This window comes from Intestinibacillus massiliensis (assembly GCF_900155735.1).
GTDB classification, from domain to species: domain Bacteria; phylum Bacillota; class Clostridia; order Oscillospirales; family Butyricicoccaceae; genus Intestinibacillus; species Intestinibacillus massiliensis.
In genome coordinates this window covers 32,858-48,567 of sequence record NZ_LT707057.1, presented here as the reverse complement: position 1 = coordinate 48,567, position 15,710 = coordinate 32,858, and the positions used below count along the sequence as shown (strand labels likewise).

The 15,710-nt window shown below is 61.0% G+C and carries 13 protein-coding genes and 1 pseudogene; all 14 read left to right on the top strand.

Annotated features, from left to right (window positions below; all coding sequences use genetic code 11):
• Positions 1–915, top strand: a pseudogene (locus CZ203_RS06165) (hypothetical protein); the annotation flags it as partial.
• Between the two features lie 262 nt (positions 916–1,177).
• Complete coding sequence (fusA, locus tag CZ203_RS06160; protein WP_087065273.1) at positions 1,178–3,256, top strand: elongation factor G; 2,079 nt, start codon at positions 1,178–1,180, stop codon at positions 3,254–3,256.
• A gap of 147 nt (positions 3,257–3,403) precedes the next feature.
• Entirely contained in the window at positions 3,404–3,892 is a 489-nt protein-coding gene (locus tag CZ203_RS06155) for a DUF4830 domain-containing protein (RefSeq protein ID WP_087065272.1), read from the top strand.
• A 164-nt stretch (positions 3,893–4,056) separates the two neighbouring features.
• Entirely contained in the window at positions 4,057–4,791 is a 735-nt protein-coding gene (locus tag CZ203_RS06150; RefSeq protein WP_087065271.1) for a pseudouridine synthase, read from the top strand.
• Between the two features lie 247 nt (positions 4,792–5,038).
• A complete protein-coding gene (locus CZ203_RS06145; protein WP_087065431.1) occupies positions 5,039–6,139 on the top strand; it encodes a PucR family transcriptional regulator in 1,101 nt (366 codons plus the stop codon).
• Between the two features lie 39 nt (positions 6,140–6,178).
• The gene (gene ftsE, locus CZ203_RS06140) at positions 6,179–6,889 is read left to right on the top strand and encodes a cell division ATP-binding protein FtsE (protein ID WP_087065270.1); all 711 of its coding nucleotides are present in this window, start codon (positions 6,179–6,181) and stop codon (positions 6,887–6,889) included.
• Positions 6,855–7,760, top strand: a complete 906-nt coding sequence (gene ftsX, locus CZ203_RS06135) for a permease-like cell division protein FtsX (RefSeq protein ID WP_087065269.1) — start codon at positions 6,855–6,857, stop codon at positions 7,758–7,760. The genes ftsE and ftsX overlap by 35 nt, the downstream gene beginning before the upstream one ends.
• A gap of 18 nt (positions 7,761–7,778) precedes the next feature.
• Entirely contained in the window at positions 7,779–9,005 is a 1,227-nt protein-coding gene (locus CZ203_RS15345; RefSeq protein ID WP_087065268.1) for a murein hydrolase activator EnvC family protein, read from the top strand.
• 77 nt (positions 9,006–9,082) lie between these two features.
• A complete protein-coding gene (locus CZ203_RS06125; protein WP_087065267.1) occupies positions 9,083–10,279 on the top strand; it encodes a S41 family peptidase in 1,197 nt (398 codons plus the stop codon).
• 752 nt (positions 10,280–11,031) lie between these two features.
• Positions 11,032–11,505 carry a transcription elongation factor GreA gene (gene greA, locus CZ203_RS06110; RefSeq protein WP_087065264.1) on the top strand — a complete coding sequence of 158 codons (474 nt, stop codon included), beginning with the start codon at positions 11,032–11,034 and terminating at the stop codon, positions 11,503–11,505.
• Positions 11,506–11,566: 61 nt separating this feature from the next.
• Positions 11,567–13,066, top strand: coding sequence for a lysine--tRNA ligase (gene lysS / locus CZ203_RS06105; RefSeq protein WP_087065263.1), 1,500 nt, complete (start codon positions 11,567–11,569; stop codon positions 13,064–13,066).
• Positions 13,067–13,154: 88 nt separating this feature from the next.
• Positions 13,155–14,522, top strand: a complete 1,368-nt coding sequence (locus CZ203_RS06100; RefSeq protein WP_087065262.1) for a TrkH family potassium uptake protein — start codon at positions 13,155–13,157, stop codon at positions 14,520–14,522.
• 21 nt (positions 14,523–14,543) lie between these two features.
• A complete protein-coding gene (locus tag CZ203_RS06095) occupies positions 14,544–15,200 on the top strand; it encodes a potassium channel family protein (RefSeq protein WP_087065261.1) in 657 nt (218 codons plus the stop codon).
• On the top strand, positions 15,197–15,710 hold a 514-nt coding region (locus CZ203_RS14625; protein ID WP_200809443.1), incomplete at its 3' end, for a TrmH family RNA methyltransferase. The genes CZ203_RS06095 and CZ203_RS14625, both read left to right, overlap by 4 nt.

The following is a 15,710-nucleotide window of genomic DNA, read 5'->3' as shown; positions in this document are numbered from 1 at the left end:
GCCTACCGCAACGTGTCGCGCCGCCTGCTGGGCGAGGGCGCGGCGATCGCGGGGGCGCGTTCCGCGCGCCGCCTGCGCAAGACCCGCCAGGCCGTCCTGTCGGACGGCGACCTGTTCCCGGCAGGCTCCGTCACGGTCGACGGCATGAAGAATTACGGCAACTACAGCGCGGAAAAGCTGCTTGCCTACGCCGCCGCGGTGACGGGCGGGCAGGGTCTTGAGATCGGCCGCGTATTCGCGGAGTCGCTGCGCGAGCAGTACGGCCGCCCGGTCAAGGCGCAGAACGTGCTGCAGTATGAGAGCGGCGGCCTGTCCGCGGACGTGGGCGGGGACAGCGTGCTCGTCGGCACCGCGGCGTTCCTGACCAAGCTCGGCGTGCGCCTGCGCGACGTGCACGGCATGGAAAACGCCGTCTTCGTCGTGATTAACAGCCAGCTCGCGGGCGCGTTCAACCTCACCTACCACCCCACGGCGCAGACCTATGGCGCGCTGCATGCGCTCAGCCGCCTGCGCATCAAGCCGCTGCTTGCCACGCGGGATTTCAATATCAGCCCGGCGATGGTCGAGAGCCTGTTCGAGCTGCGCAACGGCGCCACGGCGGATGAGGAGGGCGGCCGCGCCTTTGAAATGACCGAGCCTTCCTACGTCAAGGACGACGCGGTCTGCGGCATCCTGTCGCATGACGGCATCACGCCCTTTACCCAGATGCTCCAGGCCGCCGACAAGCTGGCGGGCGCGGTGCGCGCCAACCTGGCGCTCGGCGCGTTCTCCGGGGTCTGCGGGATATTGCTGGTATTTTACCTGGCGTTCCTGTTCACCGTGACGGCTCTGACCCCGAAAAACATCCTGCTGTACCTTGTCCTGTGGTATGTGCCGGTGTTCTTTATCACCTTCCATACGCGGAAAAAATATTGACACAAACCGGCGGGTTTCCCGCCGGTTTTTCTTTTGTAAACGGGCATTTTTGTACGATACTGACAATATAATAGGGGCAAAGGCGCGGTTTTCCGGCACGGCGCGGGGAGGTGGCCGTAGCGGCGGATTATGAGTAGGATAGAATGCACAAAATAATCATTGCACTCATGGTATAAATAGTGTATAATTACAAACAAGGACTTGATCCAACCAGCATTATGCATAATGCATGAGAGCTTATTCGCAGGGAGTGTGTAAACTTATGGCTATTTTTCCGGTTAACAAAATCAGGAACGTCTGCGTAATGGGACATGGCGGTGACGGCAAGACCTCTCTCGTCGAGAGCCTGCTGTTCACCGCGGGCATCACCGACCGCCAGGGCAGGATTGCCGACGGCAATACCGTCTGCGATTTTGACGCGGAGGAAATTAAGAGACAGTTTTCGATCAGCACGTCCGTCGCGCCGGTCGAGTTTATGAATTGCAAAATCAACCTGCTGGACACCCCCGGCTTCTTTGATTTTGAGGGCGAGGTACTCAGCGCGCTGCGCGTGGCCGAAAGCGGCCTGATCGTGGTGCCTGGCAAGGCCGGCCCGAGCGTGGGCACGGAAAAGGCGTGGAAGCGCGTGCAGGATCGCAAGATGCCCCGCATGTTCTACATCTCCAAGATCGACGAGGAGAATTCCGATTACTATACCTCCCTGCATAAATTGCAGAAGGCGTTCGGCGTATCGGTCTGCCCGGTGGTCGTCCCGATTTTCGAGGGCAACCGCGAGACGGTCGGCGTCGTCGACTGCATTATCCGCAAGGCGTACAAGATGGAAGGCAACGAACGCGTCGAGATCCCGATCCCGGAGAACATGGCCGAGCGCGTCGACCAGCACCGCGCCGCGCTTTGCGAGAACGTCGCGGAACTGTCTGAGGAACTGATGGAGCGCTATTTCGCGGGCGAGGAATTCTCTGACGATGAACTGATCGCCGGCGTGCGCCAGGGCGTGCGCGACATGGTCATCGCGCCGGTGTTCTGCGGCTCCGCCGCGGTCGGCATCGGCTCTTACGCGCTGCTCAAGGGCATCGCGGATTACATGCCGTCCCCGGACGAGGCTGCGGTCGAGGTCTGCGAGGACGAAAAGGGCGAGCTGATTGAGATCGCCTGCACGCCGAACGGCTCCACCAGCGCGCTGGTGTTCAAGACCACGACCGACCAGTATGGCCGTTTCTCCTTCTTTAAGGTCATGAGCGGCACGGTCAAGCAGGATATGGCGCTTGTCAACAAGCGCGCGGACGCCAACGAGAAGATGAGCCATATCTTCTCCGTATGCGGGAAAAAGACTACCGAGGTGCCGGAGGTCGGCTGCGGCGATATCGGCGCGGTTTCCAAGCTGGTCACCACGAAGACCGGCGACACGCTGTCCATGACGGTCCGCAAGGTACAGCTCGACGGCATCGAGCTGCCGCCCCCGTGCTACTCGCAGGGCATCGCCCCCAAGGTCAAGGGCACGGAGGAGAAGATTTCCGCCGGCCTGCTCAAGCTGCGCGACGAGGACCCGAGCTTCGACAGCTATTTTAACCCGGAAACCAAGCAGCATATTATCTCGGGCGCGGGCGACATCCATCTGGACGTCCTGTGCTCCAAGCTGAAGAATAAATTCGGCGTAGAGGTCGAACTGACGGCGCCGGTCGTGCCGTACCGCGAGAAGATCCGGAAAAAGGTCTCCGTGGAAGGCAAGCACAAGAAACAGTCCGGCGGCCATGGCCAGTACGGCCACGTCAAGATGGACTTCGAGCCGTATGCCGAGGGCGATTTCCTCTTCGAGGAAAAGATTTTCGGCGGCAGCGTCCCGAAGAATTTCCATCCGGCGGTGGAGAAGGGCATCCGCGAGGCCATGGAGCACGGCGTCCTGGCGGGCTATCCGATGGTAGGCCTGAAGGCGGTCCTGACGGACGGCTCCTACCACGACGTGGACTCCAACGAGCTGTCCTTCAAGATGGCGGCGCGCCTGGCCTATAAGGCGGGCATCCCGCAGGCAAGCCCGGTCATCCTGGAGCCGATCTGCTCGATGAAGGTTGTCGTCCCGGACAGCTACATGGGCGACGTGATCGGCGACCTCAACAAGCGCCGCGGCCGCATCATGGGCATGAACCCGACGGACGACGGCCAGCAGGAGATCCTGGCGGAAGCGCCGATGGCAGAGCTGTCGGATTACGCGATCACGCTGCGTTCCATGACGCAGGGGCGCGGCAGCTTTACGTCCCAGTTCGAGCGCTACGACGAGGCGCCCGTACCGGTACAGGAAAAGATCATCGCCGAGAGCAAGGACCGCCTTGCGGACAACGAATAAGATACAACCTGGGAGGGGACGGCCATGGCCGCCCCCTCTTTTTTGCCGCGCTGACGGGCGCGGCAAAAAGCCGCCTGCACGCCCGGGTTCTAAACCTGTCCCTGCCCCCATATCCTTTTGGTAAGGACATATTTGGAGGGAACGGACATGATTGTTTATGCAACCAAGGTGACGCTGAAAAAGACGGTCATCGGCCTGCTGGCGCTGGCCGCGGTCGTCTGGGGCATCACGGCGCTCGCGCCGCGTGCCGTACAGACCGTGAGCGCGGAAGCCGGCGCGGCGTCGCTGTCGCAGAAACTCAAGACCAACGGGGAGCGGGTGGATTACCTGCGCGCGTACGGCTGGGAGGTGCAGGACACACCGACGGTCGAAATGGAAGTGCAGGTGCCCAAGAAGTTTGACGACGCGTATACGGCGTATAACCAGATGCAGCAAAAGCAGGGGCTTGACCTGGAAAAATACAAGGGCAAGCGCGCCATGCTGTATACTTATACGCTGGCCAGCTACCCGGGCGGCAAAGAGGGCGTGACCGCCAGCCTGCTGCTCTATAAAGATAAGGTGATCGCAGCGGACATCAGCGCGCCGGAGGCCGACGGGTTCACCCACGGCATTACGGAAATACCGGCAGAATCGTGAAAAGGGCGTGCGCCCGGCCAATGGAGGCCGGGTGCATTTTTTTGCCGTATGAACGGAACCTATTTGGATGACCTGCGTACAAATTGCTTTTTTTCGCATTAGCTATTGTGCAATGTGCAAAAAAGTGGTAGGATTATTTTATGAACAAAAATGGGGGTTTCAAAATGGCGCAGTTGCGTCTGGACAAAATGCTGGTAAACCTGGGCTGGGGCTCGCGGCGTGAAATCGCGGCGATGGCTCGCGGCGGGAAGATTACGGTCAACGGGGAAGTCTGCAGGTCGCCCGACCGCAAGGTCGACCCACAGGCCGACAAAGTTGCCGTGGGGGACGAGGAAGTCCGTTACCAGGAACATTATTACCTGATGCTCAATAAGCCTGCTGGGGTCGTAACGGCCACGCAGGATAATTTCCAGCAGACCGTGCTGTCGCTCTTGCCGGCGCGCCTGCAGAAGGCCGGGCTGTTCCCGGTCGGCCGCCTGGACAAGGACACCGAGGGGCTGCTCCTGCTGACGACGGACGGCGCCTTCAGCCATGCGCTGACCGCGCCGCGGCGCCACGTGGACAAGGTCTACCTGGCGGGCGTCAGGGGCGCGCTCGCGCCGGATGCGCAGGCGCGCTTCGCGCAGGGCGTCGTGCTGGAAGACGGGACGGTTTGCCGCCCCGCTTTGCTCGCGCCCGAAGGCGCGGCGGACGGCCTGCAATATGTGCGCATCACCCTGCGCGAGGGTCGCTTCCACCAGGTCAAGCGCATGGTGCGCGCGGCTGGCGGGGAAGTGGTTACCCTGCGCCGCCTTTCGGTGGGGCCGCTTACGCTCGACCCGGCGCTCGCACCCGGGGCGTGCCGCGCGCTTACCGAAGGGGAAGTACGGGCGCTCAAAGCGGCCTCTGGGATAGAGTGAATTATCCATTATTTACAGAATTTAGCTTACGATATGGCATCTTTTTAAAAATTCACAAAGAAATCTGAAAAAATTTGTGTAAAAATAGCGAGGGATATGATATAATCTCTTAAAATGCATAGGATTCAGACGGGTTTCTTGTGTACAATGTCAGAGCATGGAAACCAAAGGGATGGGGAGAAAGGTTTCAGCGCGCACAAATGGGGTGCGGAAGTAGAAAATACGAAGAGAAGGAAAGGTGATGGAAATGGCTTCGAGGTTGTTCCAGTCGATTGTTCTCCAAATGAAAGATACGGTGGATCGCACCATCGGCATCGTAGATGCTTCCGGCGCGGTGGTTGCATGCACCGATTTGCCCCGGATTGGGGAAATGCGCGAGGACGCGGTTACTGAGCTTGGCTACGCGGGGGATATGATCCGGTTCGGCGGCTATACATACCGTTCGGTTGCCGACCGCTCGACGCGCTTTGAATATGCGGTTTTTGTACAGGGCGAGGACGAACTGGCGCGCAGCGTGTGTTCGCTGGCCTCCGTCGCGATTAACAACATCAAGACCCTTTATGATGAAAAGCACGACAAGGCCACCTTCGTCAAAAACATTATCCTGGACAATATCCTGCCCGGCGATATCTATATCAAGTCGCGCGAGCTGCACTTCGGCAGCGACGTGCCGCGCGTCGTATTCCTGATCCGCCAGGTCGAGCGCGCCGACGTGGCCGCGATCGACGTGATCCAGGGGCTGTTCCCGGACAAGCAGAAGGATTTCGTCCTTCACATCTCGGAGAACGATATCGTGCTGGTCAAGGAAGTCAAGCCCGGCAGCGAGAACAAGGACCTTGTCAAGGTCGCCAAATCCATCGAGGACGCGTTGTCCTCGGAACTGCTCGTCAAGACCATCATCGGCATCGGTTCGATTTCCTCCCAGATGAAGGACATTGCCAAGTCCTTTAAGGAGGCGCAGGTGGCGATTGAGGTCGGCGGCGTATTCGACACCGAAAAGTCGGTGATCAGCTTTGAAAACCTGGGCATCGGCCGCCTGATCTACCAGCTGCCGACCACGCTGTGCGAAATGTTCCTGAGCGAGGTGTTCAAGAAGGGCTCGATCGACGCGCTCGACCAGGAGACCCTGTTCACCATCCAGAAATTCTTTGAAAACAACCTGAACGTTTCCGAAACCTCCCGCAAGCTGTTCGTGCACCGCAACACGCTGGTGTACCGCCTGGAGAAGATCAAGAAGCTGACCGGGCTGGACCTGCGCGAGTTCGACCATGCCATCGTCTTTAAGGTTGCCCTGATGGTGCGCAAGTACCTGGCGAGCCGCGAAGAGAGCAACAACAGCAACAACTAAGGGACAGACGCGCGGCGTTAAGGAGGACTGGGGAAAACCGTGATTAGAATGAGCGACGTCAGCATGGTGTACGAAAACGGCACCCGTGCGGTCAAAAAGGCGACGCTCCGGATTGACGAGGGCGAGTTTGTCTTCCTGGTCGGTTCTTCCGGCTCGGGCAAATCCACCCTCATCAAGCTTTTAACGGGCGAGGTACGCCCGACGGAAGGCCGGATTGTCGTCAACAACTATAATATCGGCACGCTGAAAAAGCGCGAGGTACCCTACCTGCGCCGCACCCTGGGCGTGGTTTTTCAGGATTTCCGCCTGATTGAAAAGAAAACGGTGTATGAAAACGTGGCGTTCGGCATGCGTGCCGTCGGCGCGTCGGAGCGCGCCATCCGCAAGCGCGTGCCCTATGTGCTGGAGCTGGTCGGCCTGACGGAAAAAAAGGACGTCCGGCCGCTTGAGCTGTCCGGCGGCGAGCAGCAGCGTGTGGCCATCGCCCGCGCGCTGGTGAACAACCCGCGCCTGATTATTGCAGACGAGCCTACGGGCAACCTCGACCCGGCGCGCTCGCTCGAACTGATGACGCTTTTTGAAAAGATCAACGAGCTCGGGACGACGATCCTGATCGTCACCCATGAAAAAGAGCTTGTGGACAAGTTTGCAAAGCGCGTCATTGTGATCGACCGCGGCGAAATCATCAGCGACCAGACAGGTGGGTATTATAAATATGAAGAACCGGACACGGAATCATACCAGTTTTAGCTATTACTGGAAAGAGGGGCTGAAAAATATCTTCCTGCACGGCTTTATGAGCTTTGCAGCGATCAGCATTATCCTGGCCTGCCTGCTGATTACCGGCAGCGTCGCCCTGATTTCCTACAATATTGACCTAAAGATCGTCGACCTGCAAAAGCAGAGCGAGATCGTGGTGTTCCTCGACGACAACCTCACGCTCGATGAGGCGCGGGGCGTGGAGGGCAAGCTGCTTGCCATCAGCAACGTGGCGACGGCGGAGTTCCGCTCCGCGGACGAGGCGCTGACCGATTTCCGGGACAGCCTCGGGAAAAACGCCGACATCCTGGAGGGCTTCGACAGCGCAAACAACCCGCTGGCAAACGAATACCATATCACGCTCAAGGACGTGACCCGTACCGCAGAGACCGTAGAAGCCATCGACAAGCTGCCCGAGGTTGCGCGGCACCGCGTCAACGAGGACACGATCTCCATGCTGGTCAAGGTACAGCGCGTGTTCCAGATCGTTTCCGGTGCGCTGGTCATCGCGCTCGGCCTGATTTCGATCTTTATCATCTCAAACACCGTCAAGCTGGCGATGTTCACGCGGCGCGACGAAATCGCCATCCAGAAGATGGTCGGCGCGACAAATTGGTTTATCCGCTGGCCCTTTGTGATTGAAGGCACGGTGCTCGGCCTGTTTGCGGGCGCGCTCGCGTTCTTCGCACAGTGGGGGGTCTATTCCAAACTGGCCGGGGTGGTCGGCGGCGTGCTGCCGTCCTTCGACTTCGTGCCGTTCGCTTCCATCCGCCTGCTGGTGCTCGGGGTGTTCCTGATTGCCGGCGTGGTGGTCGGCGTGGGCGGTTCGGTGCTCACAATCCGTAGGTTCATGGACGTCTAAAGGAGTTTTCGACAGGTTATGATGCGCAAAAAACATGTGAAAATTTTTGCCGGGTGTATTGCCCTGCTGCTGGCCGCGATCATGCTGTTTTCCACGCTGTCATCCGCATTCCTTTATGCGGGTGCGGCGAGCAGCGTTTCCAGCCTAAAAAAGCAGCTTTCCAGCATCGCCGACCAGAAGGCGGCGGTCAAGAAGGAGATTGCCGCGCTCGGCGACAAGCTGGACGCCGCAAGCGAACGCAAGGCGGCGCTCGACAAGCAGATGGAGCTGACGCAGGACGAGATCGATACCACCGAGGCGCTGATCGACAAGCTCGCGGGGCAGATCGAGGACAAGGAAGCCGAGCTTGTGGTCGCGGAACAGGACCTTGCGGAAAAGAGCGAGCTGTTCGCGACCCGCATCCGCGTCATGTACGAGAGCGGCGATGTGAGCTACCTGGACGTGCTGCTCGATTCCGGCGACCTGGGCGACATGCTGTCGCGCCTTGACAAGGTCAGCCAGATCATGGATTACGATAAAAAGGTCGTCGCGGACTATAAGGCCGCCAAGGAGGACATCGTCCAGAAAAAGGCCTCGCTGGAGCAGGACAAGGAGGACGAGGTCTCCTACAAGGGCACGCTGCAGGACAAGTACGAAACGCTTGAAGACGCAAAATCCGAGCAGGAGCGCCTGATGGACGAGCTCAACGCCAACCTCGAGGAGAAGAAGGCCCAGGAAGAAAAGATGCAGGCCGAACAGGAGTCCATCAACTCCGAGATCGAGCGCCTGTCGCGCCTGGCCGCCGAGGAGGCGAAGCGCAAGGCGCAGCAGGGCGGCGGCAGCTCGGGCGGCGGTTCCACGCCAGTCAGCGGCACGTTTACCTGGCCGCTCCCGGGATACGGCAAGGGCAGCGTTACCAGCCCGTACGGCTACCGGATCCACCCCATCACAGGCAAGCGCAAGCTGCATGCGGGCACCGACCTTGGCGCGCCCAAGGGGACGCAGATCGTCGCGGCCAAGAGCGGCACGGTGGTCAAGAGCTACATGTCCAGCTCGTACGGCAACTACACGGTGATCGACCACGGCGGCGGCGTGATGACGGCCTACGCGCACCAGTCCAAGCGCCTGGTGTCGGCGGGCGACCACGTTTCCGCGGGGCAGGTGATCGGCCTTGTCGGTTCGACCGGCAACTCGACCGGCAACCACCTGCATTTTGAGGTCTACGTGAACGGGTCCACGGTCAACCCCATGCAGTATTTTAATTGACCGGCTACAAACGAACAGATGGGGGCGGCGTTCTAACCGGGATCGCCGCCCCCTTATTTACCTGACAGGAGCACGAGATGAAGAAACATATTACGGCTGGGACGGCCGTCGCGCTGTGCGCGCTGACCGCCGTCGGTACCTTTAACGTCACGCTGCTGGGCTGCCGCAGCGGGCTTAACCGGCTGCTGCCGTCCTACACCGCGCAGCAGGAGCTGTACGGCAAGCTCGGCGAGATCAAGCAGACCGTGGACGAGCATTACGTCGGCACCTACGACGTGGACGAGGCGGTCGATATGGCGGCGACCGGCTTTGTCGTCGGCATCGGCGACCGCTGGAGCAGCTACCTGAACGCGGAGCAGTTTGAGAAATACAAGCTCAATTTCGGCGGCCAGCTCGTCGGGATCGGCGTGTCCGTATCCTATGACGAGGGGCAGCAGGCGATCCACATCAGCGACGTGTATGAGGGCTCCCCGGCAGAGCGGGCAGGCCTCCGGCGCGGGGACTATATCCTGGGCGCGGACGGCAAAACGGTCAAGGACGACGGCTATAACGAGGTGGTAAACGCGGTCAGCGGCAAGGAAGGCACCAAGGTCGTGCTGACTGTCCGGTATGCGGACGGTGAAACCGATAAAATCACCTGCGAGCGCAAAAAGGTGGATAAGGTTACGGTGCGCGGCAAGATGCTGGACGGGCATATCGGCTACCTGCGTATCCGCGACTTTGACGGCGGCGCGGACACCCAGTTCCAGGAGGCGCTCCAGGAGCTGCTGGATAAAGGCGCGGACCAGCTGGTATTCGACGTGCGTTTCAACCCGGGCGGCTCGGTCACCGTGCTGGCGAATATGCTCGACAGGCTGCTGCCGGAAGGCCCGATCATCACGCTGAAGCCCAAGGGCGGCGAGGGCGGCAAAGAATATACCTCAGACGAAAATGAGATCGACCTGCCGATGGCCGTGCTCGTCAACGCCGAATCCATCAGCGCCGCGGAATTCTTCCCGGCCGCGCTGCAGGAGTACGGCAAGGCGGTCATCGTCGGGGACAAGACGATCGGCAAGGGCTATTCCCAGCGCCAGTACCCGCTGTCGGACGGCTCGGCGCTCATCCTGTCCGACCAGATGTACTATACGCCGAAGGGCAAGAACCTCGCCGGGGTCGGCATCACCCCGGATGTCGAAATCGCGCTCCCGGAGGAGAAGTACAGTAATTTTGAGTTTTTGGAACCCGGCGACGACGACCAGCTGCAGGCGGCGCTGCAGGCGCTGGGCGATCGGTGATCCTATCGGGCGGCGTGGAAAGCACGCCGCCCGTTCTTTTTTGCCCCGCGCCCGCATAGGGATGGGACAAAGGACAGGCAGGAGGGATTGCAATGTTGGGGATGGTACGGCTCCGGATTGACGCGGCCGCGCCGCGCGCGCGCACGGAGCGCACGGAGGTGCTGGGGAATACGCCGTTTTTGGCTGCGGTGCTGCAGCTGCACGGCACGGAGGCGCTCGTCGACCGGATTATGGTCCGGCAGAGCCTGCGCCTGCTGGCGCTGCGCGGGGCGCAGGCTGTCGCCGCGCCGGACGACCGGTACATAAACGCCCAGCTTGCGCGGTACAATATGGATAAGCTCACGCATTGGCCGCTGATGCGCGCGATGGCGGGGCAAATCCTCGACCGGCTGCTGGGGCGCAGGCCGGATACCGCCGTGCTGCTNCGACGCGCCGCCGCCGGGGTACCGGGTGCGCCTGCACGGCGTGTCAACCGTCGCGCTCTGCCCGGGCGCGGCGCGGTTTTGTGACTTTGACGGCCTGCTCGCCGTGCCAGGCCCCTATGAGCCGCTGGGGGACACCGACCGCGAAGCGGTGCTTGCCGCAGTCGCTTCCAACAATCCCGGGCTTTCGCAGGCCTTTGCAATCGGCACATTTATAAAAAAATAACCATCCGGGATTTGGTTGCTTGACATTGCGGCAATCGCTTCATATAATAGGGAGTATGTAACCGATTTTCCAAAATACTGATAAGAATAAAGAAGGTAAACGCAATGGCGAAAGAATTTAAGCTCACACAGGAGAGCCTGGAGAAGCTGAAGGCGGAGCTTGAGGAGCTCAAGACCGTCCGCGAGAAGGAGGTTGCCGAGCAGCTTAAGGAAGCGCGCTCTTTCGGCGACCTGTCCGAGAACGCGGAATATGACGAGGCGAAGAACGAGCAGGGCAAGCTGTTTTCCCGCATTGCCGAGCTGGAAAACGTCATCGCGCACGCCGTCATCATTACGGACGACCTGTATGCGGCGGACGAGGTTTCCCCGGGCTGCCGCTTTGTCGTAGAGGATATCGAGTTCGGCGAGACCGAGGAGTACCACTTCGTCGGCTCGCAGGAAGCCAACCCGATGGATGGCAAGGTTTCCGATGAATCCCCGTTCGGCAGGGCGATGCTGGGCAAGAAGGTCGGCTCGGTCGTGGAGGTCGAGGCGCCGGACGGCATGATCCAGTACAAGATCCTCGAGATCAAGAAGTAAAAAATGCGCGCGGGCATGGCGCCCGGCTTTGGAATTGTTGTAGTAAAGGTGAGATAAAGAAATGGCAGTAGAACAGAACCACGCAGAGCCGACCCAGGAGGAGCTGCACGAGCTGCGGCGCATCCGGCGCGAGAAGCTCCAGGAGCTGCAGGACGCGGGCAACGACCCCTTCCAGCAGGTCCGCTATTCGCGCACCCATTATACGAAGGATATCCGCGACGGGTTCGACGCGCTTGAGGGCAAGCGCGTTTCCATCGCGGGCCGTATGATGTCCAAGCGCATCATGGGCAAGGCGTCCTTCTCCGACCTGTCCGACCGGTACGGCCGCATACAGCTTTACGTCAAGCGCGACGTGATCGGCACGGAGGCCTATCAGGCGTACAAGAAGCTCGACATCGGCGACCTGATCGGCGTCGAGGGCGAGGTCTTCCGCACCCAGAAGGGCGAAATCTCGGTTTCCGTCGACAAGCTGACCCTGCTGTCCAAAAACCTGATCCCGCTGCCGGAAAAGTGGCACGGCCTCAAGGACACCGATATGCGTTACCGCCAGCGCTACGTTGACCTGATCGTAAACCCCGAGGTGCGCGACACCTTTGAAAAGCGCTCGGCGATCGTGCGCGAGATCCGCAACTTCATGGATTCCCGCAATTTCATGGAAGTCGAGACCCCCTGCCTCAATACCATCCCGGGCGGCGCGGCGGCGCGCCCCTTCATCACGCACCACAACGCGCTGGATATCGATATGTACATGCGTATTGCGACCGAGCTGCACCTGAAGCGCCTGATCGTCGGCGGCTTCGAGCAGGTCTATGAGATCGGCCGCATTTTCCGGAACGAGGGCATGGACACCAAGCACAACCCGGAGTTCACCACGATCGAGCTGTACCAGGCCTTCACCGATTACGAGGGCATGATGGACATCACCGAGGATATGATCGTGCACGTGTGCGAAAAGGTGCTCGGCACGACCAAGGTGACCTACCAGGGCATCGGACTGGACTTCTCCAAGGGCTGGAAGCGTATGACCATGGCCGACGCGGTCAAGGAATACGCCGGGCTGGACTTTATGGCCATGAGCCCCGAGGAGGCGCTCGCAGCCGTGCGCGCCAAGGGGCTCGAGATCGAAAAGGGCAAGGACAGCTGGGGCGACCTGCTCGCGCAGTGCTACGACGAATATGTCGAGGAAAACCTCGTACAGCCCACCTTTATCATCGACTACCCGGTCGAAATCTCCCCGCTGGCCAAGCGCAAGCCGTCCGACCCGCGCCTGACCGAGCGTTTTGAGCTGTTTGTCGCCGGCCGCGAGCTGGCGAACGCCTTCTCCGAGCTGAACGACCCGATCGACCAGCGTGAGCGCTTTGAGCGCCAGGTCGCGCTGCGCGCCGCAGGCGACGACGAGGCCAGCATGATGGACGACGATTTTGTCACCGCGCTGGAATACGGCATGCCCCCCACGGGCGGCATGGGCATGGGCATCGACCGCCTGGTCATGTTCCTGACCGACTCCTCCTCGATCCGCGACGTGCTGCTCTTCCCGACCATGAAGCCGCTCGCAGACTGAAGAAAGACAGGAAGCCTGGACGCCGCGAAAGGCGTTCAGGCTTTTCGGCGTGTTGGCGGCATCATTTAAAAGAAGGGGATTGTGGTAAATGCACAGATTTCTTATCCGGCGGGCGCGGGAGGGCAAAACCATCCGCCCGACCCGCGCGCTGGTCGTGGGGTTCCTAATTATCATTGTCACGGGCGCCTTGCTGCTCTGCCTGCCGGTCTCCTCGCGCGGGGGGCATTGGACAAGCCTGCTGACCACGCTGTTTACGGCCACCAGCGCCACCTGTGTCACCGGCCTGATCCTCGTGGATACCTATACCTACTGGAGCCCCTTCGGGCAGACGGTCATCCTGCTGCTCATCCAGATCGGCGGCCTGGGGTTCATGAGCATGGCGACCATGTTCTCGTTCCTGATGCGCCGCACGATCACGCTGCGCGAGCGCATGGTCATGACCACGTCGCTGAACGTCAACGATATGGCCGGCATCGTGCGCCTGACCAAGCGCGTGCTGCTGGGCACGCTGTTCTTTGAGAGCGTGGGCGCGGTGACGCTGTCCATCCGCTTCGCGGCCGACTATGGCGTGATCGACGGGGTGCGCAAGGGCGTGTTCCACGCGATTTCGGCGTTCTGCAACGCGGGTTTCGACCTGATGGGCGAAACCGCGCCGTTCTCTTCGCTGACCGGTTACGCGACCGACCCTGTGGTCAATATAACGGTCATGTCGCTCATCGTGCTTGGCGGCCTGGGCTTTTACGTCTGGAACGACGTGTACGAGCAGCGCTCCCTGAAAAACCTGCGCCAGCATACGCGCATCGTGCTCGTGACGACCGCAGTCCTCGTGCTGGGCGGTGGCCTGCTCACCGCGCTGTGGGAATGGAACAACCCCGCGACGCTCGGCGCGCTCCCGGTGCAAAGCCGCCCGATGGCGGCGCTGTTCCAGTCCGTCACGCTGCGCACGGCGGGCTTCAACACGGTCGACCAGTCCGCGCTGACCGGCCCGTCCAAGCTGCTCGGCGTCATCTGGATGTTTATCGGCGGCTCCCCCGGCTCGACGGCGGGCGGCATCAAGACCGTATCGGTCGCGGTGCTCCTGCTGACGGCGCTTTCCGCCGTGCGCGGCCGCAGCCGCGTCCACGTGTTCGGGCGCACGATTTCGCCGCGCAGCATCATGAACGCCGTCACGATGCTGGTCGTCGGCGTCGTGCTCGTGCTGGGCGGGACGATGGTGCTGCTCGCGTGCGAGGATGCGTCGGTCACCACCTGCCTGTACGAGGTCGCGTCGGCCTTCGGCACGGTCGGCCTGTCCATGAGCCTGACGCCGACGCTCGGCGTGGTCTCCAAGATTACGATTATGGTGCTGATGTTCCTCGGCCGCGTCGGCGTGCTTACGCTCGGCATCGCGGTGCTGATGGGGCGCCAGCGTGAAACAAAGCTGTATTATCCCGAGGCGCAGGTCTTTGTTGGATAAAAAGCATGGGAGGGAAATAAAATGAAATCCTTTGTCATCATCGGGCTTGGCCGCTTTGGCAATGCGGTTGCGCGCGAGCTGTATAAACGCGGCAACGAGGTGCTTGCCATCGATATGGATGAGGACGCGGTGCAGCGTATCGCGGATTTCGTCACCCATGCGGTTGTGGGCGACGCCAAGGATGAAAACGTGCTGCGCTCCATCGGCGTGCGCAATTTTGACTGCGCGATCGTCGCGATCGCGTCGGACATCCAGGACAGCGTGCTCGTCACGCTGATGCTCAAGGAGATGGGCGTCAAGTTCGTCATCGGCAAGGCGCAGAGCCAGCTGCACAGCAAGGTGCTCCAGCGCATCGGAGCGGACAAGGTCGTGTTCCCCGAGGACGACATGGGCAACCGCCTGGCGCAGACGCTGTCTTCCTCCAACGTCATCGATTTTATCGAGCTTTCGCAGGATTTCAGTATCGTCGAGATCAACCCGCCGCAGAGCTGGCTGGACAAGACGCTCAAGGAGCTGTCCGTGCGCGCGCAGTTCGGCATCAACGTCCTGGCCGTGCGCGGCGAGGGGCATAAGATCGTCACGATATCCCCGACGGCCGACCAGGTCATCCATCCGGGCGACGTGCTGATCGTCATCGGCGCGAACGACGACATCGAGCGGCTGGGGAACCTGCGATGACCGTGATCGAGAGCCGCCAGAACGGCACGCTCCGGCACCTGTCCCGCTTGGCGCGCGAAAAGAAATACCGTGTGGCCTGCGGCGAAATGCTGTGCGAAGGGGAAAAGATGCTGTACGAGGCGCTTTCCTCGGGCGTATCCGTGCGCACCGTGCTGCTGCATGAGGACGCGGACAGCTTCGCCCGCGGGCTGGCGCTCCAGGCTGAGGCGGCGGGCGCCAAGCTGTTTTCCGCCCCGGGCGCGCTGCTGCGGCAGGCAAGCGACGTCGAAACGCCGCAGGGCGTGGTCTTCTCCTGCGTCCCGCCCGTGTTTGGCGAAGGGGTGATCGCGGGCGCTTCGCGTGTGCTGCTGCTCGACGGCCTGCAGGATCCCGGCAATATGGGCACGATCCTGCGCACGGCGGACGCCTTCGCGCTCGACGCGGTCGTGCTTTGCGAGGGCTGCACCGACCCGTATGCGCCGAAGGTCGTGCGCGCGACCATGGGCGCGATTTTCCGCCTGCCCACCCTGC

What these genes read in the sequence shown, in the direction of transcription:
- fusA (WP_087065273.1), top strand. Translation starts at nt 1,178, where the DNA reads ATGGCTATTTTTCCGGTTAACAAAATCAGGAACGTCTGCGTAATGGGA.
- CZ203_RS06155 (WP_087065272.1), top strand. Translation starts at nt 3,404, where the DNA reads ATGATTGTTTATGCAACCAAGGTGACGCTGAAAAAGACGGTCATCGGC.
- CZ203_RS06150 (WP_087065271.1), top strand. Translation starts at nt 4,057, where the DNA reads ATGGCGCAGTTGCGTCTGGACAAAATGCTGGTAAACCTGGGCTGGGGC.
- CZ203_RS06145 (WP_087065431.1), top strand. Translation starts at nt 5,039, where the DNA reads ATGGCTTCGAGGTTGTTCCAGTCGATTGTTCTCCAAATGAAAGATACG.
- ftsX (WP_087065269.1), top strand. Translation starts at nt 6,855, where the DNA reads ATGAAGAACCGGACACGGAATCATACCAGTTTTAGCTATTACTGGAAA.
- CZ203_RS15345 (WP_087065268.1), top strand. Translation starts at nt 7,779, where the DNA reads ATGATGCGCAAAAAACATGTGAAAATTTTTGCCGGGTGTATTGCCCTG.
- CZ203_RS06125 (WP_087065267.1), top strand. Translation starts at nt 9,083, where the DNA reads ATGAAGAAACATATTACGGCTGGGACGGCCGTCGCGCTGTGCGCGCTG.
- greA (WP_087065264.1), top strand. Translation starts at nt 11,032, where the DNA reads ATGGCGAAAGAATTTAAGCTCACACAGGAGAGCCTGGAGAAGCTGAAG.
- lysS (WP_087065263.1), top strand. Translation starts at nt 11,567, where the DNA reads ATGGCAGTAGAACAGAACCACGCAGAGCCGACCCAGGAGGAGCTGCAC.
- CZ203_RS06100 (WP_087065262.1), top strand. Translation starts at nt 13,155, where the DNA reads ATGCACAGATTTCTTATCCGGCGGGCGCGGGAGGGCAAAACCATCCGC.
- CZ203_RS06095 (WP_087065261.1), top strand. Translation starts at nt 14,544, where the DNA reads ATGAAATCCTTTGTCATCATCGGGCTTGGCCGCTTTGGCAATGCGGTT.